The sequence below is a fragment of the Noviluteimonas lactosilytica genome (genome assembly GCF_020866925.1).
GTDB classification, from domain to species: domain Bacteria; phylum Pseudomonadota; class Gammaproteobacteria; order Xanthomonadales; family Xanthomonadaceae; genus Noviluteimonas; species Noviluteimonas lactosilytica.
The window spans coordinates 404,502-424,240 of sequence record NZ_JAJGAK010000002.1; the positions used below are offsets into that span (position 1 = coordinate 404,502).

Consider the following 19,739-nt stretch of genomic DNA (forward strand, 5'->3'; position numbering starts at 1 on the left):
GCCTGCGTCTCCGGCGCGTATTGAGTTCGGATTGGAAGATGGGGAACTTTAGATGAGTAGCAAATTACCGAACCCGTCACTTCGGCAGAAACTGATTGTTGCCGGCATTCCGGAAACAGAGCACGCGGCCGACGCACTGTTGGCTCGCATTCCCGACATCAAACCGGGGTTGCTGCAACAACTTGGGTCCGACGCCGTCGCGGAACTGCTCCTGTATCTCATCTCGAAGGGTGTGGTGACGCTTCGTGCGCCCAGCCAGCAGGCCTTGCTTGATCTGCCGTGGGGCTCGCACGTGTGTCAATTCTACGAGACCAAACAGGATCAACTCGAAATGCTCGTTCCCTATTTCAAGCAGGGGCTGGAGCGGAACGAGGCGTGCGCATGGCTGGTCGCAGACCTTACCGTCGAGGAAGCGAGGCATTCGCTTGCGGCGCAGGTTCCGGACCTCGACCGCTACCTGGCAAAAGGCCAGATGCAGATTCGGCATTATTCGGAGTTCTACACCGATCCCAGTGGCACGGTGAGGGCGCCGGAACAACTGAGTTATCAGTTTGCTGCGATGGGGTCGAGCGCCAGGGAGCAGGGCTTCGAAGGTCTTCGCGCTTCCGGGAGCGTCAGCTTTGTTCAAGACAGCGAGAGCATGTCCCGCTTCATGCAATACGAGACGATGGTCAATGTCGCGATCCAGAATGCCCGAATGATGGCGGTCTGCACCTATCCCGTCCAAGCATCGGCGATGTGCGGTTGTCGGGAGCTCATTCACAACCACGGCAACATTTTCGTGAAACGCGGTGAATGGGTGCACGACCGGTCGAAGGAAGCGGCCAACATCGAAGCGGTCTTCGCTGCGCTCGCGCAGGGATCAGTCGATGCGCTATTGGTTTAATCCAACATCACTTTGGTAGCACGCGAATGTTCGCTTCTGGCCGATAGCGGACATTCCCCCTGTATGGAGTTCGACCCGCCAGTTGTCCACTTCGGGCCACGGGTGTTGAGGTCCCCACATGGGACCTAGGACTTCGATCTCGGATTCGCGACTACGCGCCCAACTTCGCCACGGCTGCGGCAAGCCCATCGGGTGACAAGTGGCTATATCGCAAGGTCATCTTGATATCAGCGTGACCTAGCAGCTCGCGCACGGTGTTGAGGTCTACCCCAGCGCGCACAAGCTTGCTGGCGAAATCATGCCGCAGATCGTGGAAGCGAAAGGCTTTGATACCAGCCTTATCGAGCAAGGCGCACCAGCCCTTCTTTACGTCCAGAGCATCAAAGAGCCTGCCCTTGCCTTCCGACTGTTTCGCCCACTTCGTGACTACCGTTAAGGCTTCCGCGTTTAGGGGGATATGGCGTTGCCGACCACTCTTGGCGTTTTCGGCCTGCACGGTGATCGCCTTCGCGTGGAGATCGATGTCTGTCCACCGCAAAGACAGTAGCTCGCCACGCCGTAATCCCGTGTTCATGGCGAGCAACACGATAGGCGTCAGATGGTCGCCAAAACCGTCGCGGGGCAATTCCGGCAGCAACGGCATCTCGCGCGCTTTACGCGCTTCGTTGCCCCGCGCCCTACCCTCAATGAGATTGCGATCGCGCGCTGCAAGCGCTTTGCGCAATTGGGAATCTTCTGCGAGCGACAAGAACCGAACAATCTTGCGCGACTCGACACCCTTCTGGCGCATGCCCAATAGCGCGTTTTGCTCCAGCAGTTTCCATTCCACTGCCATCGACAGCGCTGCCCGCAACGTTGCCAGGTCCCTGTATGCGGTTGCCTTGACAACTTGCTTGCCGATGTCATTAGACAGGCGATCACGCCACCAGCGATCAACTGTCGGCACGTCGATTTCATGCAGCGGGCGTTTCAGCAGGTCTGCAAAGTGCGTGCGAATGCGTTGGGCATATCTCGCCCCACGACGCAGTTCAACTCGCGCCCAAGGCTCGTAGTGGTCTGTTAAAAAATCGCCAAGCGCGCAGGTTGTGACTTTTGCTTTGGCGACGCTGGGCAGACGCTGCTGGACAGCCTCAGCCATCGCCTGGGACGCGTGCGCCCGGGCTTGTTCCAGGGTCAGATGATCGATGGCTCCAAGCGTGCGTCGCTTCCCATGCGCCCAGGACACGATCCACGCTTTATGGCCTGAGGGTTGAACGCGCAAAATCAGCCCGCGAACGAGGATGTCCCTCATTTCGTAGGGTTTCGACTGTGGCTGGGCGTTCGCGACGATTCGCTTCGTCAACTGGGTGCGCATTGCGTCTGGCTCCGTAAGTAGCTGGTAAGCCAAACGCTAGCTAGCGGCCAAAACCCATGATTGGGTAAGGACCATCCGTACTTGATGGAAACGCCTTAAAAAACAAAGGCCCGCGTGTGCGGGCCTAGTGCGGTGTTGCTTGTGGGATGCGCTTCGAAACTTGCGAAAAGGGGTTACGAATGCGCCGCTCTACCAACTGAGCTATTCCGGCGAGCCGTGAATTCTAGGGTGCGGGCCTGCCGCGGGTCAATCGACCAGCGTGAGGCGGAGCTCCTTCGGCAGCGCGAACACCATGTCCTCGGGCTTGCCGTCCAGTTCGCGGACGCCGCCTGCGCCCAGTTCGCGCAGGCGCATGATCACGCCGCGGACCAGCACGTCGGGCGCGGAAGCGCCGGCGGTGACGCCGATGTGGCGGCGGCCCTCGACCCAGCGCGGGTCGATCTCGCTGGCGCCGTCGATGAGGTGGGCTTCCACGCCCTCGCGCTCGGCGAGTTCGCGCAGGCGGTTGGAGTTGGAGCTGTTGGGCGAACCGACGACGAGCACGAGGTCGCAATCGCGCGTGAGCTCGCGCACCGCGTCCTGCCGGTTCTGCGTCGCGTAGCAGATGTCGTCGTTCTTCGGGCCCTGGATCGCGGGGAACCGCTGGCGCAGCGCGTCGATGATGCCGCGCGTGTCGTCGACCGACAGCGTGGTCTGCGTCGTGTAGGCGCAGTTCTCCGGCTGGTCGACGACGAGCGTGCCGACGTCGCCGAGGTCTTCGACGAGGTAGATGCGCCCGCCGCCGTTCTGCGTGCTCCACTGCCCCATCGTGCCTTCGACTTCCGGATGCCCGGCGTGGCCGATCAGCACCATGTCGCGGCCGGCGCGGCACTGGCGCGCGACCTCGAGGTGGACCTTGGTCACCAGCGGGCACGTGGCGTCGAACACCTTCAGCCCGCGGCGCGCCGCTTCGGTGCGGACCGCCTGCGAGACGCCATGCGCGGAGAAGATCACCGTCGCGTTGTCGGGCACTTCGTCGAGCTCCTCGACGAAGACCGCGCCGCGATGCTTCAGGTCGTCGACCACGAAGCGGTTGTGCACCACTTCGTGGCGCACGTAGATCGGTGCGCCCAGCAGTTCGAGCGCGCGCTTGACGATCTCGATCGCGCGATCGACACCGGCGCAGAAACCGCGGGGATTGGCCAGCAGGATGTCCATGGCCGCGATTATCGCGCTTCCTTCGCCTGCTTGCCTTGCAACAAGCCGAACAGGGCGATCCCGATCGCGCCCACGACGATGGCCGAATCGGCCACGTTGAAGGCCGGCCAGGCGTGGTCCTGCCAGTGCCACTGGATGAAATCGACCACGTGGCCGTGGCGCAGCCGGTCGATCACGTTGCCCAGCGCGCCGCCGATCACCAGCGCGAACGGGGCGGCCGTGCGCCAGTCGCGGCGCGGCGTGCGCGACAGCCACACCGTCAGCAGGCCGCTGATGACGAAGGCCAGCGCGGTGAACATCCACTTCTGCCAGCCGCCGGCATCGCTCAGGAAACTGAAGGCGGCGCCGGTGTTGTAGCTGCGGTACCAGTTCCAGAACCCCTCGATGACGGGCACGGCCTGGTATTCGGGCAGCGCCTTGAGGACCCATTCCTTCGTGAGCTGGTCGAGCACGATGACCAGCGCCGACACGGCGAGCCACGGCGTTGCGTTGGGCGACACCTTCGTCATCAGAAGTACATCCTCGATTCGCCGGGGCCTTCGACATTGTCGACGCAGCGGCCGCACAGTTGCGGATGCGCGAGCACCGCGCCCACGTCGCCGCGATGCTGCCAGCAGCGCACGCACTTGGTCTTCTGCGTGGGCGCCGCGGTCACCGAGATCTCGTGCGAATTGTCGTCGGCGACCAGGTGCACGTCGCCGCTGATCAGCAGGAAGCGCAGTTCGTCGACCAGCGGCGCGAGCCAGCCTTGGTCGGCCACGCCGCAGCGCAGGCCGATCTCCGCTTCCAGCGCCGCGCCGATCGCACCGTTCGCGCGCATCGGTTCGAGCACCTTGGCGACGTCGTCGCGCAACGCGAGCAGGCGTTCCATGTCTTCGAGCGACAACACCGCATCGTCGCCGAGCGGCGCGAGACCGTCGTACCACGTCGCGAACAGCACGTTGCCGTCGCGTTCGCCCGGCAGGTGGCGCCACATTTCATCCGCGGTGAACGTCAGCACCGGCGCGATCCAGCGCACGAAGGCTTCGCTGATGCGGTACATCGCCGACTGCGCCGAACGACGCGCCGGCGAGTCCTCGCGCAGCGTGTACAGGCGGTCCTTGGTGACGTCGAGGTACAGCGCGCCGAGGTCGACGCTGCAGAAGTTCACCAGCGACTGCACGATCTCGGCGAAGTCGTAGCGCGCGTACGCGGCGACGATCTTCTCCTGCAACGCGAACGCGCGATGCACGATCCAGCGATCGAGCGCGACCATCGCGTCGAGCGGCGCGAGATCGCGCGACGGATCGAAGCCGTGCAGGTTGCCCAGCAGGAAGCGCGCGGTGTTGCGGATGCGGCGATAGACCTCGCCGGTGCGCTTGAGGATCTCGTCGGAGACGGCGATCTCGTTGTTGTAGTCGGTGGACGCGATCCACATGCGCAGCACGTCGGCGCCCATCTGGTCGATCACGCGCTGCGGTTCGATCGTGTTGCCCAGCGACTTCGACATCTTGCGACCGTTCTGGTCGACCGTGAAGCCGTGCGTGAGGACCTGCCGATACGGCGCGACGCCATCCATCGCCACGCCCGTGAGCAGCGAGGACTGGAACCAGCCGCGATGCTGGTCGGAGCCTTCGAGATACAGGTCGGCCGGCTTGCGCAGCATGTCGTCCGGACGCTGCGCGAGCACGCACTCGTGGCTCGCGCCGGAATCGAACCAGACGTCGAGGATGTCGGTGACCTTGTCGTACCGCGGTGCATCTGCGCCGAGCAGGTCGGCTGCATCGAGCGCGTACCACGCATCGACGCCCGCCTGTTCGACGCGCTCGGCGACCTTGCGCATCAGCGCCGGGGAATCGGGATGCGGTTCGCCCGTTTCGCGATCGACGAACAACGCGATCGGCACGCCCCACGTGCGCTGGCGCGAGATGCACCAGTCGGGACGGCCCTCGACCATCGCGAAGATGCGCGCCTCGCCCCACTCGGGGAAGAACTCCACCTTGCCGATCGACGACAACGCGTCGCGGCGCAGGCCCGCCTGTTCCATCGAGATGAACCACTGTGGCGTCGCGCGGAACGCCACCGGCGTCTTGTGGCGCCAGCAGTGCGGATAGCTGTGCACGAGCGTCGCGTGCGCGAGCAGCGCGCCGTTGTCGCGCAGCACTTCGACGATCGTGTCGTTGGCCTTCCAGATGTGCAGGCCGGCGAGCGCGACGCCATTGGCTTCGGGCGTCGACGGCAGGTACACGCCGCGCGCGTCGACCGGGTTCACCTGCGCCGCGGTGTACGCGTCGGTGAGGCCGTAATGCAGGCCGACCGCGAAGTCTTCCTGGCCGTGGCCGGGCGCGGTGTGCACGGCGCCGGTGCCGTCCTCGGCGGACACGTGTTCGCCGAGGATCAGCGGGATCTCACGGTCATAGAACGGATGCTGCAGGCGCTGGCCTTCGAGTTCGGTGCCGAGCGCGCGCCCATGCACGACGAGGTCGGTCACGCCGTAACGCGCGAGCGCCTTCTCGGCGAGCGCTTCGGCGAGCACGAGCCACAGGCGCGTGCCGTCGCGCTGCACCGGGCCTTCGACCAGCACGTAATCGAGTTCGGGACCGAGCGTGACCGCGAGGCTCGCCGGCAGCGTCCACGGCGTCGTGGTCCAGATCGGCACGGCGACATCGACGCCTTCGGGCAACGCGACGCCGAACGCCGACGCGAGCTGCTGCGACTGGCGCGCGCGATACGCGACATCGACCGCCGGCGAACTCTTGTCCTGGTATTCGATCTCCGCCTCGGCGAGCGCCGATCCGCAATCGAAGCACCAGTGCACCGGCTTCACGCCGCGCGACAGATGCCCGCGATCGACGATCTTCGCGAGCGCGCGCAGCATGTCCGCCTCGTAGCGGAAATCCATCGTGCGATACGGGCGATCCCATTCGCCGGTCACGCCCAGGCGCTTGAAGTCGCGGCGCTGCGCGTCGATCTGCTCGCCCGCGTATTCGCGGCACTTCGCGCGGAATTCGGCGGCGTCGAGCTTGGTGCCGACCTTGCCGAACTTCTTCTCCACGACGAGTTCGATCGGCAGGCCGTGGCAATCCCAGCCGGGCACGTAAGGCGCGTCGAAGCCCGAGAGCAGCTTCGACTTCACCACCATGTCCTTGAGGACCTTGTTGACCGCATGGCCGATGTGGATCTGGCCGTTCGCGTACGGCGGGCCGTCGTGCAGCACGAACGTCGGGCGGCCCTGCGCCTTCGCGCGGATCTGCGCGTACAGGCCTTCGGCCTCCCAGCGCGCGAGCGTTTCGGGCTCGCGCTTGGGCAGGTCGCCGCGCATCGGGAATTCCGTCGCGGGGAGATGGATGGTGGCCTTGTACTGGTTGGGGTCGCGATCGTGGGTCACGCGCAAGCCTGTTGCGAAAAGGTGGAAAGGAGATCGCGCGCCTGGTCGGCGTCGCGGTGCATCTGCGCGACGAGCGCAGGCAGGTCGGCGAAGGCGAGTTCGTCGCGCAGCTTCGCGATGAACTCGACTTCGATGCGACGACCGTACAGGTCGCCGTCGAAATCGAACAGGTGCGCCTCGAGCAGGGGCTCCACGCCCGCGACCGTCGGCCGCGTGCCGAAGCTCGACACCGAATCGACCGGCGCATCGCCGAGCCCGTGCACGCGCGTGGCGAAGATGCCCTGCAGCGGCGGACGACGGCGGCCGTAGCGCAGGTTCGCGGTCGGAAAGCCGAGCGTGCGCCCGAGTTGCTTGCCGCGCACCACGCGCCCGCCGATCGCGTAGCGGCGACCGAGCCAGCGTTCCGCCGCATCGAAGTCGCCGGACGTCAGCGCCTCGCGGATGCGCGTGCTGGAAACACGTTCGCCATCCACGACAATGGGGTGGATCGCGTGCGATTCAAAGGTGTCGAACGAGCGCAACAACGCGAGGTCGCCCGCGCGCCCCTTGCCGAAGCGGAAGTCGGGGCCGATCCAGGTTTCGCGCGCCTGCAGGCGGTCGATCAGCACTTCGCGCACGAAGCGCTCGGCGGTCATCGACGCGAGCTTCGCATCGAAGCGCAGCAGGCCGACGACATCGACGCCGAGCGCGCGCAGTTGCTCGAACTTCGCACGGGCGAGCGTGAGGCGCGGCGGCGGATCCTGCGGTGCGAAGAACTCGCGCGGCAGCGGTTCGAACGTGAGCACGACCGCGGGCACGCCGAGCGCGCGCGCACGTTCGACGGCGCGGCGCACCAGCGCGCGATGGCCGAGATGGAGGCCGTCGAAGGCGCCGATGCAGACCACGCTGCCTTGGGGGCACAAGGGCCCGCCTTCGACGTCACGGAACAGCCTGCTCATGGAACGCGGGAGTATAGCGGGCGCCCCGCCCCGCCCGCCCGGCAACCTAGTGTTCCCTGAGGTCCGACAGGCGGAAGCCCAGCGCGACCATCGAAGCGAAATAGACGAGCGCGCCGCCGCCGACCAGCAGGCCGAGCCACAGGACCCGCTCCATCACCGGCACGACCGTGAAATCCGGCGCCCACTTCAGGCCCGCGAGCAGGCACAGCGTCATCGCACTGCACGCCGCGCCCAGGCGCATCAGGAACTTGCCCCACCCCGGTTTGCGTTCGTACACGCCCGCCTGCCGCAACCACCGCCACAGCAGCAGGAGGTTGAGGTAGCTCGCCGCCGCGCTCGCAAGGCCCAGCGCGAAATGCAGGCCGGGCACCTTGGCCAGCGCGACGAGGACCGGGACGTGGCGCAGTTCTTCCGGCACCCACAGCAGGTACAGGATCGCGAGGAACAGCCCGTTGAACACCATGTTCGCGATCAGCGATGCCACGCCCGCGCGCACCGGCGTCGTCGTGTCCTGGCGCGCGTAGAACGCGGGCAGCACGACCTTCACCAGCGCGAAGGCCGGCAGGCCGAAGCTCAGGCCGAACACCGACAACGCCGCCATGTGCGTGTCGAACGCGGTGAACTGGCCATGCTGGAACAGCGTCGACACCAGCGGCACGGCGAGCAGCATCAGGCCGAGCATCGCCGGGATCGCGATCATCATCGTCGTGCGCAGGCCCCAGTCGAGCGCGTTGGAGAAGCCTTCGCGATCGGTGTTGACGTGATGACGCGCGAGCGCCGGCAGGATCACCGTGCCCAGCGCGACGCCGAACACGCCGAGCGGCAATTCGAGGAAGCGATCGGCCTGCGACAGCCACGTCTGCGAACCGGCGATCAGCAACGACGCGATGATCGTGTCGAGCAGCAGGTTGATCTGCGCGACCGACGAACCGAACAGCGTCGGCACCATCAGCTTCATCACGCGACGCACGCCCGCGTGGGCGGCGCCCCACTTCGGCCACACCAGCAGGTCGAGCTTCGCCAGTTGCGGGAACTGGAACAGCAACTGCAGCACGCCCGCGACGAGGATCGCCCAGCCGAGCGCGAGGATCGGCACGTCGAGCATGGGGCTGAGCCACAAAGCGCCGGCGATCATGCACAGATTGAGGATCACCGGCGTCAGCGCCGGCATGCCGAAGCGCTGGAAGCTGTTGAGCGCGCCGGCCGCGAGCGCAGTCAGCGACACGAACAACAGGAACGGGAACGTCAGCCGCAGCAGCTGCACCGTCATCGAGAACTTCGCCGGCTCGTCCGCCGCGCCCGGCGAGAACAGCAGCGTGACCTGCGGGGCGAACAGCACGCCCAGCGCGACGATCACCAGCAGCACCCCGCCCAGCGTGCCGGCGGTGCGGGCCATCAGCTCCTTCAGTTCCTCGTGGCTGCGCTTCTCCTTGACCTCCGTGAAGACGGGGACGAAGGCGGTCGAAAACGACCCTTCGGCGAACAGCCGGCGCATGAAGTTCGGGATGCGGAAGGCGACCCAGAACGCATCCGTGGCGGCGTTGGCGCCGAACACGGCGTTGATGACCATGTCGCGGACCAGGCCGAACACCCGGCTGACCATGGTCATGCTGCCGAACGACAGGATGCCCCGGAGCATGCGGGGGCGCTGGGAGGCAGCGGTCATGCGGTGACCCGCTGGTTGACGCAAGCCCGCGGGTTGACGCAAGTGATTGATGCGTCCATACTTCCGCGCTTCGTTGTGCCGTCCCACCCCATCTTTTTCTTCATCGATTCCCCAGGATTCCCGTCGTGGCCAATATCAAGTCCGCCAAGAAGCGCGCCAAGCAGACCGTCGTGCGCAACGCTCGCAACGCCGCTCAGCGCTCGATGCTGCGCACCGCCGTCAAGAAGGTGCTGAAGGCGCTCGACGCCAACGATGCCGCTGCCGCCCAGGCCGCGTTCGTTGTCGCCCAGCCGATCCTCGATCGCTTCAGCTCGCGTGGCCTGATCCACAAGAACAAGGCCGCCCGTCACAAGAGCCGCCTCACCGCGCGCATCAAGGCCCTGCAGGCCGCCTGATACCGGCGCCGCAGCAGCTTTCGCAAGAAACCCCGCCTCGGCGGGGTTTTTTGTTGCCTGCACGCAGGCATCAGACATCGAGCTGCTCCTCGCGCAGGCGATCGAAGAACGTCTGCACCTCGAGCATGATCGGCCACGTGCCTTCGCGGCCGATGGCCGACACGAGGTACCACGGCTGCGTCCATCCGAGTTCGCGCACGACGGCCTCGGCCTTCTCGCGCGCTTCGTCCTCGAACATCAGGTCGGCCTTGTTCAACACGAGCCAGCGGGGCTTCTCGAGCATGCCCGGATCGTACTTGCGCAACTCGTGTTCGATCGCGCGGACCTGTTCGGCCGGCGAGGCTTCGACGCCGCCTTCCATCGGCGCGAGATCGACCAGGTGCAGCAACAGGCGCGTGCGCTGCACATGGCGCAGGAACAGGCTGCCGAGGCCCGCGCCTTCCGCCGCGCCTTCGATCAGGCCGGGGATGTCGGCGATGACGAAGCTGCGGTGCGGTTCGACGCTGACGACGCCGAGGTTCGGATAGAGCGTGGTGAACGGATAGTCCGCGACCTTCGGCGTCGCGGCGGACACCGCGCGGATGAAGGTCGACTTGCCCGCGTTCGGGAAGCCGAGCAGGCCGACGTCCGCGAGCAGTTTGAGTTCCAGGCGCAGCGTGCGCATCTCGCCTTCGGCGCCAGGCGTCGCGCGACGCGGCGAGCGATTGATCGAACTCTTGAAATGCATGTTGCCGAGGCCGCCCTTGCCGCCGCGCGCGACCAGCAGGCGCTCGCCATTCGCGGTGAGGTCGCCGATGACTTCATCGGTCTCGACGTTGTGCACGACCGTGCCGACCGGCACCGTGATCGTGATGTCCTCGCCGCCCTTGCCGTACATCTGGCGGCTCATGCCGTTCTCGCCGCGTTGCGCGCGGAACTGCTTCTGGTGGCGGAAGTCGACGAGCGTGTTGAGGTTCTCGTCGGCCTGCAAATACACGTTGCCGCCGTCGCCGCCATCGCCGCCGTCGGGACCGCCGAGCGGGATGAACTTCTCGCGCCGGAAACTGATGGAGCCGTTGCCGCCATTGCCGGCGGTCACGGTGATTTCTGCTTCGTCGACGAGCTTCATGGGGCGATCCGTGCGGGCGTTGCGTTGCGTTGCGATTCGAATTTTTCGGGAGCTACAAACGACAAGCCCCGCCGGAGCGGGGCTCGTCGCACACCAGCGCGTCGAGATTACGCGACGACGCTGACGGTGCGGCGCTTCTTCGGGCCCTTGGTCGAGAACTCGACCTTGCCGTCGACCAGCGCGAACAGGGTGTGGTCGCGGCCGACGCCGACGCCGCCACCCGGATGGAACTGCGTACCGCGCTGGCGCACGATGATGTTGCCGGCTTCGACAACCTGGCCACCGTACAGCTTCACGCCGAGGTACTTCGGATTGGAGTCGCGGCCGTTGCGCGAAGAACCTACGCCCTTTTTATGTGCCATGGCTGCTGCTCCTTACTTCTTGGAACCACCGGCGATGCCGGTGATCTCGATTTCGGTGTAGTGCTGCCGATGGCCCATCTGCTTGCGATGGTGCTTGCGGCGGCGGAACTTCACGATGCGCACCTTGTCGGCGCGGCCGTGACCCTTGACGGTGGCGGTGACGCTCGCGCCCTTGAGGGCGTCGCCGAGAGTCACGCCTTCGCCGTCGCCGAGCATGAGCACGTTGTCGAACGTGACCGAGCTGCCGGCTTCGACGTCGAGCAACTCGACGCGGAGCGTTTCGCCTTGCATCACGCGGTATTGCTTACCGCCGGTGACCAGGACTGCGTACATGACCAAGCCTTCCTCTGTAGTTATTGTGGTCGCTGCCCGCCATCGAGGGCGAACAGAAGCGGAATTCTAGGGGTTTCAGCGGGTTACGGTCAACTCCACCCGACATCGGCCGGTGTGATGCCGCTTTAACCCCCGCGGGTGCCTAAATGCGGGGCCCGCGACTGAGGGGCGCGGCGCTCCCCACCACCGCTTCGGGAGGAACGTCCCATGTTCGAGGGTCTCATCGACCAGGTCGCCGGCCGCTTCGGCATCGGCGCCGACAAGGTCCGCCAGCTGCTCGCGTTGCTGACCGGCCTGATGTTCAACCAGTCCGGCGGATTCGCCGGTTTCCTCGACCGCTTCCGCCAGCAGGGCATGGGCGACATGGTCCAGTCCTGGGTCGGCGGCGGGCCGAACCAGCCCATTGCCCCGGGCCAGGTCGAAAACGTGCTCGGTGCTTCGGCCATCGGCGACATGGCCGGCAAGCTCGGCCTGGATCGCGGCACCGTGTCCGGCGCGCTCAGCGGCCTGTTGCCCAATGTCGTGAACGGCCTGACCGAGGGCGGCAAGATGCCGACCTCGATCCCGGCGAGCCTCGCAGGCCTCCTCGGCGGCGGTGCAGCGGCGGTCAGTGGCGGCGCGCGCGCCGCGGCGGCCGCGGGAGGCGACGTGGTGCGCGCCGCGGGCGGCGGCATGAGCCGCTGGTTGCCGTGGATCGCGATCATCGCGCTCGCGCTGATCGCCTTCCTCGCCTTCCGCAGTTGCAAGCGCGAAACCGCGCCGGTCGCCTCCGTGTCCACGCCATCCACCGTCGCTGCGCCGGCGATCACCCCGCCGGTCATCGACCTGCCCGACGCGGGCGCGGCGCTCGACGCACTCGTCGGCCGCACCTTCAACGCAGACGAGCTGGTGAAGGCGCTGAACCTGATGACGATCCACTTCGAGACCGACAGCGCGACGATCTCCGCCGACAGCATGGCGATCCTCACGAAGGCGGCCAGCGTCATCAAGGCCGCACCGGCCGGCACGCGGATCGAAGTCGGCGGCCACACCGACAACACCGGCGATGCCGCGGCCAACCTCACGCTCTCGCGCGATCGCGCGGCCGCCGTGGTGACGCAGCTGGTGAAGGACGGCGTCGACCCGGGCAACCTCACCAGCCAGGGCTACGGCCAGGACAAGCCGGTGGCCGACAACAACACCGAGGAAGGGCGGGCGAAGAACCGCCGCATGGAGTTCACGGTCCTGCGTTGATCGAGCTGCGCGGCCCGTTCAGGAGCCTGAGTCGCAACCTGTGCGCCGACGCGCGCACAGGTTTGCGCATCGGCGATTTGCCCCCACCTAGTTGGCTCGATACGCTCCCCTGTTCGGCCACGGCTCTCCTGCACGGACCCCACTTTCGATGGCGATGGATTTCATCCGCATCCGCGGCGCGCGGACGCACAACCTCAAGAACCTGGACATCGACCTGCCCAGGGACAAGCTGATCGTCATCACGGGGCTGTCGGGTTCGGGCAAGTCGTCGCTCGCCTTCGACACGATCTACGCCGAAGGCCAGCGCCGCTATGTCGAATCGCTGTCGGCCTACGCACGCCAGTTCCTGAGCGTGATGGAGAAGCCCGACGTCGACCACATCGAGGGCCTGAGCCCGGCGATCGCGATCGAACAGAAAGCGACCTCGCACAACCCGCGCTCGACCGTCGGCACCATCACCGAGATCTACGACTACCTGCGCCTGCTGTACGCACGCGTCGGCACGCCGCGCTGCCCCGACCACGGGTTCCCGCTCGAAGCGCAGACCATCAGCCAGATGGTCGACCAGGTGCTGGCGATCGCGAAGGACGAGAAGCTCGCCGAGCAGCGCTGGATGCTGCTCGCGCCGGTGATTCGCGAACGCAAGGGCGAACACGCGCAGGTCTTCGAACAACTGCGCGCGCAGGGCTTCGTGCGCGTGCGCGTGGACGGCGTGCTGCACGAGATCGACGCGGTGCCGCCGCTCGCGCTGCGCCAGAAGCACACGATCGAAGCGGTGATCGACCGCTTCAAGGTGCGCGAGGATCTCAAGCAGCGCCTCGCCGAATCCTTCGAGACCGCGCTCAAGCTCGGCGACGGCATGGCGATCGTGCAGCAGATCGACGACGCCAACGCCACGCCGCTGCTGTTCTCGTCGAAGTACAGCTGCCCGGTGTGCGATTACTCGCTGCCGGAACTCGAGCCGCGCCTGTTCTCCTTCAACTCGCCGGTCGGCGCATGCCCGACGTGCGACGGCCTCGGCGTGAGCCAGTTCTTCGATCCTTCGCGCGTGGTCGTGCATCCGGAACTCTCGCTCGCCGCGGGCGCGGTGCGCGGATGGGATCGCCGCAACATCTACTACTTCCAGCTGATCGCATCGCTCGCGCGCCACTTCGGGTTCGACGTCGACACCGCGTGGCAGGAACTCGACGAAACGCATCGACAGGCCGTGCTGTACGGCAGCGGCAACCAGGTCGTGTCCTTCACCTATCTCACCGAAGCGGGCGGGCGCACGCAGCGCAAGCACAAGTTCGAAGGCATCCTGCCGAACCTCGAGCGCCGCTACCAGGAAACCGAAAGCGCCGCCGTGCGCGAGGAACTCGCGAAGTACATCAGCGAGCGCCCGTGCGTCGAGTGCGGCGGCGCGCGCCTCAATCGCAGCGCGCGCAACGTGTTCGTCGCCGAGCGCCCGCTGTCGGACATCGTCGTGTTGCCGGTGGATGAAGCGCTGACGTTCTTCGCGCATCTCGAACTGCCCGGCTGGCGCGGCGAGATCGCGGTGAAGATCGTCAAGGAAATCGCCGAGCGCCTGCGCTTCCTCGTCGACGTCGGCCTGGATTACCTCACGCTCGAGCGCAAGGCCGACACGCTCTCCGGCGGCGAAGCGCAGCGCATCCGCCTTGCGTCGCAGATCGGCGCGGGCCTGGTCGGCGTGATGTACGTGCTCGACGAACCGTCGATCGGCCTGCACCAGCGCGACAACGAACGATTGCTCGGTACGCTCACGCGCCTGCGCGACCTGGGCAACACCGTCATCGTCGTCGAACACGACGAAGACGCGATCCGCCTGGCCGACCATATCGTCGACATCGGTCCCGGCGCGGGCGTGCACGGTGGCGAAGTCGTCGCGCAGGGCGTGTTCGCCGACATCCTCAAGGCGCCGCGCTCGCTCACCGGCCAGTACATGAGCGGCAAGAAGCAGATCGAGATTCCTGCGCACCGCCACAAGCCGAACAAGAAGATGACGCTGCGGCTGCTCGGCGCGAGCGGCCACAACCTCAAGGACGTCGACCTCGAAATCCCGGCCGGCCTGTTCACCGCCGTCACCGGCGTGTCGGGCTCGGGCAAGTCGACGCTGATCAACGACACGCTGTACGCGCTCGCCGCGAACGAGATCAACGGCGCGTCGCACAAGCCTTCGCCGCACCGCGAAGTGCATGGGCTCGATCTGTTCGACAAGGTCGTCGACATCGACCAGTCGCCGATCGGCCGCACGCCGCGCTCGAATCCGGCGACGTACACCGGCTTGTTCACGCCGCTGCGCGAGTTGTTCGCCTCCGTGCCGGAAGCGCGTGCGCGCGGTTACTCGCCGGGGCGTTTCTCGTTCAACGTACGCGGCGGCCGTTGCGAAGCGTGCCAGGGCGACGGCCTGATCAAGGTCGAGATGCACTTCCTGCCCGACGTCTACGTGCCGTGCGACGTGTGCCACGCCAAGCGCTACAACCGCGAGACGCTGGAAATCCTCTACAAGGGCTACAGCATCCACGACGTGCTGGAGATGACGGTCGAGGATGCGTTGTCGTTGTTCGAACCGGTGCCCGCGATCGCGCGCAAGCTCGAAACGCTGATGGACGTCGGCCTGAGCTACGTCAAGCTCGGCCAGCCGGCGACCACGCTCTCGGGCGGCGAAGCGCAGCGCGTGAAGCTGTCGAAGGAACTCTCGCGCCGCGACACCGGCCGCACGCTGTACATCCTCGACGAGCCGACCACCGGCCTGCACTTCCACGACATCGAGCACCTGCTCGCCGTGCTGCACAAGCTGCGCGACGACGGCAACACGATCGTGGTGATCGAACACAACCTCGACGTGATCAAGACCGCCGACTGGGTCATCGACCTCGGTCCGGAAGGCGGGCATCGCGGCGGCACGATCCTCGCCTCGGGCACGCCGGAAGACATCGCAGGCATCGCGCACTCGCACACCGGCCGCTTCCTCGCGAAGGTACTCGGCACGGAGGCGAAGCCGACGAAGCCTGCGCCGTCGGCGCGTCCGGAAGCGCCGCGCCCGCCGACCAAGGCCGAGAAGGTCGCAGCGAAGAAGGCGGCGAAGGCCGCGGCCAAGGCGCCGAAGCGGAAGTCCGCGGCATGAGCGCCGGGACGCCGCGCACGCCGTTGTTCACCATGCCGCTGATGCTGCGCTGGCGCGACCTCGATGCGTTCAACCACGTCAACAACTCGAACTTCCTGACCTACCTGGAAGAAGCGCGCATCCGCTGGTTCGCATCGCTCGACAGCGAATGGGTCAACGACACGATGATGCCGCTGCTCGCCGCGGTGCAGATCAACTACAAGCTGCCGATCCCGTACCCGTCGGACGTCGTCGTCGAGTTGTACGGCGACAAGGTCGGCAACACGAGTTGCACGGTCGGTCATCGCATCGCATCGGCGGACGGCGCGACGCTGTACGCCGACGGGCACGTGGTCATGGTGTGGATCGATCCGCGCAGCGGGCGTCCCATCCCGCTGCCGGAGTCGATTCGCGCGATGGCGTCGTGAGTCAGGGCGCGGTGAAGTAGAACGACTGCAAGGGATGCCTCCCCGCGTCCTGGCACTGATACGACACCATGCGCCAGGGGTTCGGAAGCAGCGTCATGCACAGGGTGGTGTTCATCCTGCTGTAGAAGCGGCCCCATCCGTCGACACCCCATCGCTGGTGCACCGCTCCCGTGCACGTGGCGGCAACGATGTGCGCTTCCAGCGCAGGGTTGCCGTCCTTGATCTCGACGCAGAAGGCCTTGGCGTCGCCAACGTGGAGGCGCTCGTTCCCCAGGACGAATCGCTGGTTCTGACCGTCGTGGCACCCGTGCGTGATCAGGCGATGCCCTGCGCCGACGCCGCCTTCGACATCGAGGCAAAGTTGGTTCCTGTCGGATTGAATGCGCACCGGCAGGCCTGCGATGGGCACGCCCGCTTCATCCACCAGCGGCATCGCACGCAACTCGAACGACCACCCATCGTCGGCCAGCAGGCGGTTCTCGCCTGGCGCCGTCGCGGAATCGAAGCCGAGGTACGCGACAGTCGCGCGCAATTGCTTGAGCCCGGCTTGCGTAAACGTCGCGCCGTCGCGTGATGCGTCGACCGGCTCGTGGAGGAACCACGCAGCCTGCCCGTTCGCGATCAGTGCATCCGCATTCGCGAGCCCGCACCACGTGGTATCGGCGCTCTGCGCGAACATGTGCAGCGAAGCCGTAGTCGCGTTGCCGCCGTTGCTGCGAATGAGGCACTTGTCGTTCACGCGACTGCGGATGATGTAAGCGGACAGCCCGTCGCTCGACGTGACCGATTGCAGCTTCCACACGGCTTGCTTGTTGTCGTACAGCGTCTTCGTGTTGCCGAGCCCGCAGGTTTCCGGACCGCCGGTGCCGCCCCAGCGATGGTAGCTCGGTCGTTCCGCGAGCCCGTTGTTGCCGACGATCAGACATCCGTTCATGCCTGACGGCACGATGAGGTAGTCACCGCGCAACTTGGGGCGCGAGAGTTGCGTCACGTAGTCGAGCGCCGTGGGCGCGTGCGCGATGCCGGCGCCGATGGGGCGATCAGGCGTCGCGGGGAATGGCCTCGACGTCGTTTTCAGCATCGCTTCGAGGTGGCGCGGCGTCAGCGGGATCGTCGCGGCCGACTGGACCAGGGCCGCGATGCCCGACGCCATCGCCGCGGCATGGGCCGATCCTTCTTCGTAAGCGAGCACTCGGTCGTCCACGCTCGGCCACCAGACCTGGCCCGGCGCGGCGAGGTCGACTGCCACGCCATGATTCGAGAAGACGTTGCGCCGGCCCTGCGAATCGACGCCCGCGATCGCGATCGTATTGGCGCAGTTCGCTGGCTCGACGCCACCTGCATCCGCGCCCTCGTCGCCTGCGGACACGACGACGGCAACGCCTCGACCAACGGCGAGGTCGATCGCCGATTGCACGGCCGGCGTGCACGACCATCGATTGCCCAGGCTGATGTTGACGACCTCCACGGGGTTGGCATTGACCGGCGCGGTGTCGACCTTTTCGCCGATCGCCCAGCGGATCGCGCGACCGATGTCGTCGGACTGCGCGTCGCCGCCGCATCCTGGCGCCACGCGGATCGGCACGATGCGCGCGTGCGGCGCAACGCCCGCGATGCCACGCGCGTTGTTGGTGATCGCGGCGATCGTGCCCGCCACGCGCGTGCCCGACGTCGATGCGCACGACGGCACGCGGGCATCCGCATCGTCGTCGACGAAGTCGTAACCCGGCAGCAGCGCCGCATCGAGGTCGGGATGCGGCGCCATGCCCGCATCGATGACCGCGACATGCACGCCCGCCCCCTGCGACGTCGCCCACGCAAGGTTCGCGCCGATGCCTTGCGGCCCGAACAGATGCTGCTGGTTCGGATAGAACGGATCGTTGGGGGACGTGGCGTGCGCGACCGATGACAGCGACGCACCGGCACACGAGGCGACCAGGACGGCTGCGTGCAGCGGACGCAGCATCGGAGTGAACGAAATCATCGGCAGGGCTCTCTCTGTGGAAGTCCTGCCACAGTCGGCGCACACGATCGCACCGACATCTCCCGCACTTCCCGGATCTGCGCGGATCGCTCTCGCGATCGCGCTTACGCTTCGATCAGCCGCCGGGCGCGCGCACGATGAACGTGCCGCGCACGTTGCGGCCGTCCTGCAACGCAAAGTCGATCGTCACCTTGTCGCCCGCCTTCAGCGGCGACACCGGATCCATCAGCATCATGTGCAGGTCGCCGGGCTCGAACTCGGCGTTGCCGTTCGCCGCGATCGAAAGCGTCGGCACCGCGCGCATCCGGCTCACGCCGTCGACGAGCTTGGTCTCGTGCAGTTCGACGCTGCCGTACGCCGCGCTCTTCGCACCGGTGATCGTGGCCGGTGCATCGCACGTGTTGTCGATGCGACCGAAGCCGCCATGCATCGGCATGCCGCCGGGCACGAGGCGGATCCAGCCGTCGCGCACGACGGGAACACACGCGCCCTTCCCTGCGGGTTCCTTCGCGCACGCGGGCGTGGCGACGGCGGCGACGACGATGGCGAACGAAGCAAGCGTGCGGCGGAATGCGTCCATGCGCCTATGATACCGCTTCCTCCGCCACGGACTCGCCCGCATGCTCGTCGAACGCATCCCGCACGGCCCCATCGTCGAACTCAAGCTCGCGCGCGCACCGGTCAACGCGCTGAATCCCGACCTGTGCAACAACCTGCGGACCGCGCTCGCCGAAGCGATCGACGGCGGCGCGCAGGGCATCGTGTTGTCGGGCGGCCCGAAGGTGTTCTCCGCGGGCCTGGATGTTCCGTTCCTGTTGTCGCTCGGCGAGGATCGCGCGGCGCTGATGTCGGCGTGGTCGGCGTTCTTCGACGCCGCGCGTGCGCTCGCCGAATCGCCGGTGCCGGTCGCCGCCGCGCTCGCGGGCCATGCGCCCGCCGGCGGCTGCGTGCTCGCGTTGTGCTGCGACTATCGCGTCATGGCCGAAGGGCCTTTCAGCCTCGGCCTCAACGAAACGCAGGTGGGCCTCGTCGCGCCCGAAGGCGTGCAAACGCTGATGCGTCGCATCGTCGGGCCGCATCGCGCGGAGCGGTTGCTCGTCGGCGGCCAGATGATCGACAGCGCGACGGCGCATGCGATCGGCCTGGTCGACGAACTCACGAACATCGACGACGTCGCGACGCGTGCGCGCGTGTGGCTCGAAGGCCTCATCGCGTTGCCGCGCGAACCGATGCTGCGCACGCGCGCGATCTCGCGCGCCGATGTCGTCGCGGCGATGCAGCCGGAGAACATCCGGCTGGAACGTTTCGTCGATGCGTGGGCTGCGCCGGATACGCAGAAGGGGTTGCGCGCGTTGATGGCGCGACTCGGCAAGTAACGCGAA

17 protein-coding genes are annotated in these 19,739 nt (G+C 66.6%); 6 read left to right on the plus strand and 11 right to left on the minus strand.

The features are described 5' to 3' along the window. The first annotated feature begins 52 nt into the window (after positions 1-52). Positions 53-886, plus strand: a complete 834-nt coding sequence (locus LK996_RS11105; RefSeq protein ID WP_230527255.1) for an MEDS domain-containing protein — start codon at positions 53-55, stop codon at positions 884-886. A 151-nt stretch (positions 887-1,037) separates the two neighbouring features. On the opposite strand, the gene LK996_RS11110 is transcribed toward LK996_RS11105, so the two are convergent. From LK996_RS11110 to murJ, 6 genes are all read right to left on the minus strand, one after another. Further along, entirely contained in the window at positions 1,038-2,240 is a 1,203-nt protein-coding gene (locus LK996_RS11110) for a tyrosine-type recombinase/integrase (RefSeq protein WP_230527257.1), read from the minus strand. A 246-nt stretch (positions 2,241-2,486) separates the two neighbouring features. After that, positions 2,487-3,437, minus strand: coding sequence for a 4-hydroxy-3-methylbut-2-enyl diphosphate reductase (gene ispH / locus LK996_RS11115; protein ID WP_230527259.1), 951 nt, complete (start codon positions 3,435-3,437; stop codon positions 2,487-2,489). Positions 3,438-3,445: 8 nt separating this feature from the next. Continuing rightward, on the minus strand, positions 3,446-3,946 hold the full coding sequence (gene lspA / locus LK996_RS11120; RefSeq protein WP_255656740.1) for a signal peptidase II: 501 nt from the start codon (positions 3,944-3,946) through the stop codon (positions 3,446-3,448). Next, complete coding sequence (gene ileS, locus LK996_RS11125) at positions 3,946-6,738, minus strand: isoleucine--tRNA ligase (RefSeq protein ID WP_230527560.1); 2,793 nt, start codon at positions 6,736-6,738, stop codon at positions 3,946-3,948. The genes lspA and ileS overlap by 1 nt, the downstream gene beginning before the upstream one ends. A gap of 62 nt (positions 6,739-6,800) precedes the next feature. Continuing rightward, complete coding sequence (locus tag LK996_RS11130) at positions 6,801-7,742, minus strand: bifunctional riboflavin kinase/FAD synthetase (RefSeq protein WP_230527261.1); 942 nt, start codon at positions 7,740-7,742, stop codon at positions 6,801-6,803. A 46-nt stretch (positions 7,743-7,788) separates the two neighbouring features. After that, positions 7,789-9,381: a murein biosynthesis integral membrane protein MurJ gene (gene murJ, locus LK996_RS11135; RefSeq protein WP_230527561.1), complete on the minus strand. Its 1,593-nt coding sequence runs from the start codon at positions 9,379-9,381 to the stop codon at positions 7,789-7,791. Positions 9,382-9,533: 152 nt separating this feature from the next. Between murJ and rpsT the strand changes: the two genes are divergently transcribed. Next, a complete protein-coding gene (gene rpsT / locus LK996_RS11140; RefSeq protein ID WP_036166639.1) occupies positions 9,534-9,803 on the plus strand; it encodes a 30S ribosomal protein S20 in 270 nt (89 codons plus the stop codon). A gap of 70 nt (positions 9,804-9,873) precedes the next feature. Here the strand turns inward: rpsT and obgE are convergent, their stop codons facing one another. The 3 genes from obgE to rplU form a co-directional block, all read right to left on the minus strand. Beyond that, on the minus strand, positions 9,874-10,911 hold the full coding sequence (obgE, locus tag LK996_RS11145) for a GTPase ObgE (RefSeq protein WP_230527263.1): 1,038 nt from the start codon (positions 10,909-10,911) through the stop codon (positions 9,874-9,876). Positions 10,912-11,018: 107 nt separating this feature from the next. Beyond that, entirely contained in the window at positions 11,019-11,273 is a 255-nt protein-coding gene (gene rpmA / locus LK996_RS11150; RefSeq protein WP_230527264.1) for a 50S ribosomal protein L27, read from the minus strand. Between the two features lie 12 nt (positions 11,274-11,285). Then, a complete protein-coding gene (gene rplU, locus LK996_RS11155) occupies positions 11,286-11,606 on the minus strand; it encodes a 50S ribosomal protein L21 (protein ID WP_230527266.1) in 321 nt (106 codons plus the stop codon). 207 nt (positions 11,607-11,813) lie between these two features. On the opposite strand from rplU, the gene LK996_RS11160 reads away from it, so the two are divergent. The 3 genes from LK996_RS11160 to LK996_RS11170 all read left to right on the plus strand — a co-directional run bounded on the left by LK996_RS11160 (position 11,814) and on the right by LK996_RS11170 (position 16,373). Further along, complete coding sequence (locus LK996_RS11160; protein WP_230527268.1) at positions 11,814-12,839, plus strand: OmpA family protein; 1,026 nt, start codon at positions 11,814-11,816, stop codon at positions 12,837-12,839. Positions 12,840-12,987: 148 nt separating this feature from the next. After that, complete coding sequence (gene uvrA, locus LK996_RS11165) at positions 12,988-15,966, plus strand: excinuclease ABC subunit UvrA (RefSeq protein WP_230527269.1); 2,979 nt, start codon at positions 12,988-12,990, stop codon at positions 15,964-15,966. Then, positions 15,963-16,373, plus strand: a complete 411-nt coding sequence (locus LK996_RS11170) for an acyl-CoA thioesterase (protein WP_230527271.1) — start codon at positions 15,963-15,965, stop codon at positions 16,371-16,373. Before uvrA ends, LK996_RS11170 begins: the two co-directional genes overlap by 4 nt. 1 nt (position 16,374) lies before the next feature. On the opposite strand, the gene LK996_RS11175 is transcribed toward LK996_RS11170, so the two are convergent. Continuing rightward, positions 16,375-18,357: a S8 family serine peptidase gene (locus tag LK996_RS11175; RefSeq protein WP_230527273.1), complete on the minus strand. Its 1,983-nt coding sequence runs from the start codon at positions 18,355-18,357 to the stop codon at positions 16,375-16,377. Positions 18,358-18,472: 115 nt separating this feature from the next. After that, positions 18,473-18,937: a copper chaperone PCu(A)C gene (locus LK996_RS11180; protein ID WP_230527274.1), complete on the minus strand. Its 465-nt coding sequence runs from the start codon at positions 18,935-18,937 to the stop codon at positions 18,473-18,475. 40 nt (positions 18,938-18,977) lie between these two features. On the opposite strand from LK996_RS11180, the gene LK996_RS11185 reads away from it, so the two are divergent. After that, complete coding sequence (locus tag LK996_RS11185) at positions 18,978-19,733, plus strand: enoyl-CoA hydratase/isomerase family protein (RefSeq protein ID WP_230527275.1); 756 nt, start codon at positions 18,978-18,980, stop codon at positions 19,731-19,733. The last annotated feature ends 6 nt before the right edge of the window (positions 19,734-19,739 follow it).

Bases quoted from the DNA above. Each gene is read 5' to 3' on its own strand.
- LK996_RS11105 (WP_230527255.1), top strand. From the start codon at position 53: ATGAGTAGCAAATTACCGAACCCGTCACTTCGGCAGAAACTGATTGTT.
- LK996_RS11110 (WP_230527257.1), bottom strand. From the start codon at position 2,240: ATGCGCACCCAGTTGACGAAGCGAATCGTCGCGAACGCCCAGCCACAG.
- ispH (WP_230527259.1), bottom strand. From the start codon at position 3,437: ATGGACATCCTGCTGGCCAATCCCCGCGGTTTCTGCGCCGGTGTCGAT.
- lspA (WP_255656740.1), bottom strand. From the start codon at position 3,946: ATGACGAAGGTGTCGCCCAACGCAACGCCGTGGCTCGCCGTGTCGGCG.
- ileS (WP_230527560.1), bottom strand. From the start codon at position 6,738: ATGCGCGGCGACCTGCCCAAGCGCGAGCCCGAAACGCTCGCGCGCTGG.
- LK996_RS11130 (WP_230527261.1), bottom strand. From the start codon at position 7,742: ATGAGCAGGCTGTTCCGTGACGTCGAAGGCGGGCCCTTGTGCCCCCAA.
- murJ (WP_230527561.1), bottom strand. From the start codon at position 9,381: ATGCTCCGGGGCATCCTGTCGTTCGGCAGCATGACCATGGTCAGCCGG.
- obgE (WP_230527263.1), bottom strand. From the start codon at position 10,911: ATGAAGCTCGTCGACGAAGCAGAAATCACCGTGACCGCCGGCAATGGC.
- rpmA (WP_230527264.1), bottom strand. From the start codon at position 11,273: ATGGCACATAAAAAGGGCGTAGGTTCTTCGCGCAACGGCCGCGACTCC.
- rplU (WP_230527266.1), bottom strand. From the start codon at position 11,606: ATGTACGCAGTCCTGGTCACCGGCGGTAAGCAATACCGCGTGATGCAA.
- LK996_RS11160 (WP_230527268.1), top strand. From the start codon at position 11,814: ATGTTCGAGGGTCTCATCGACCAGGTCGCCGGCCGCTTCGGCATCGGC.
- uvrA (WP_230527269.1), top strand. From the start codon at position 12,988: ATGGCGATGGATTTCATCCGCATCCGCGGCGCGCGGACGCACAACCTC.
- LK996_RS11170 (WP_230527271.1), top strand. From the start codon at position 15,963: ATGAGCGCCGGGACGCCGCGCACGCCGTTGTTCACCATGCCGCTGATG.
- LK996_RS11175 (WP_230527273.1), bottom strand. From the start codon at position 18,357: ATGATTTCGTTCACTCCGATGCTGCGTCCGCTGCACGCAGCCGTCCTG.
- LK996_RS11180 (WP_230527274.1), bottom strand. From the start codon at position 18,937: ATGGACGCATTCCGCCGCACGCTTGCTTCGTTCGCCATCGTCGTCGCC.
- LK996_RS11185 (WP_230527275.1), top strand. From the start codon at position 18,978: ATGCTCGTCGAACGCATCCCGCACGGCCCCATCGTCGAACTCAAGCTC.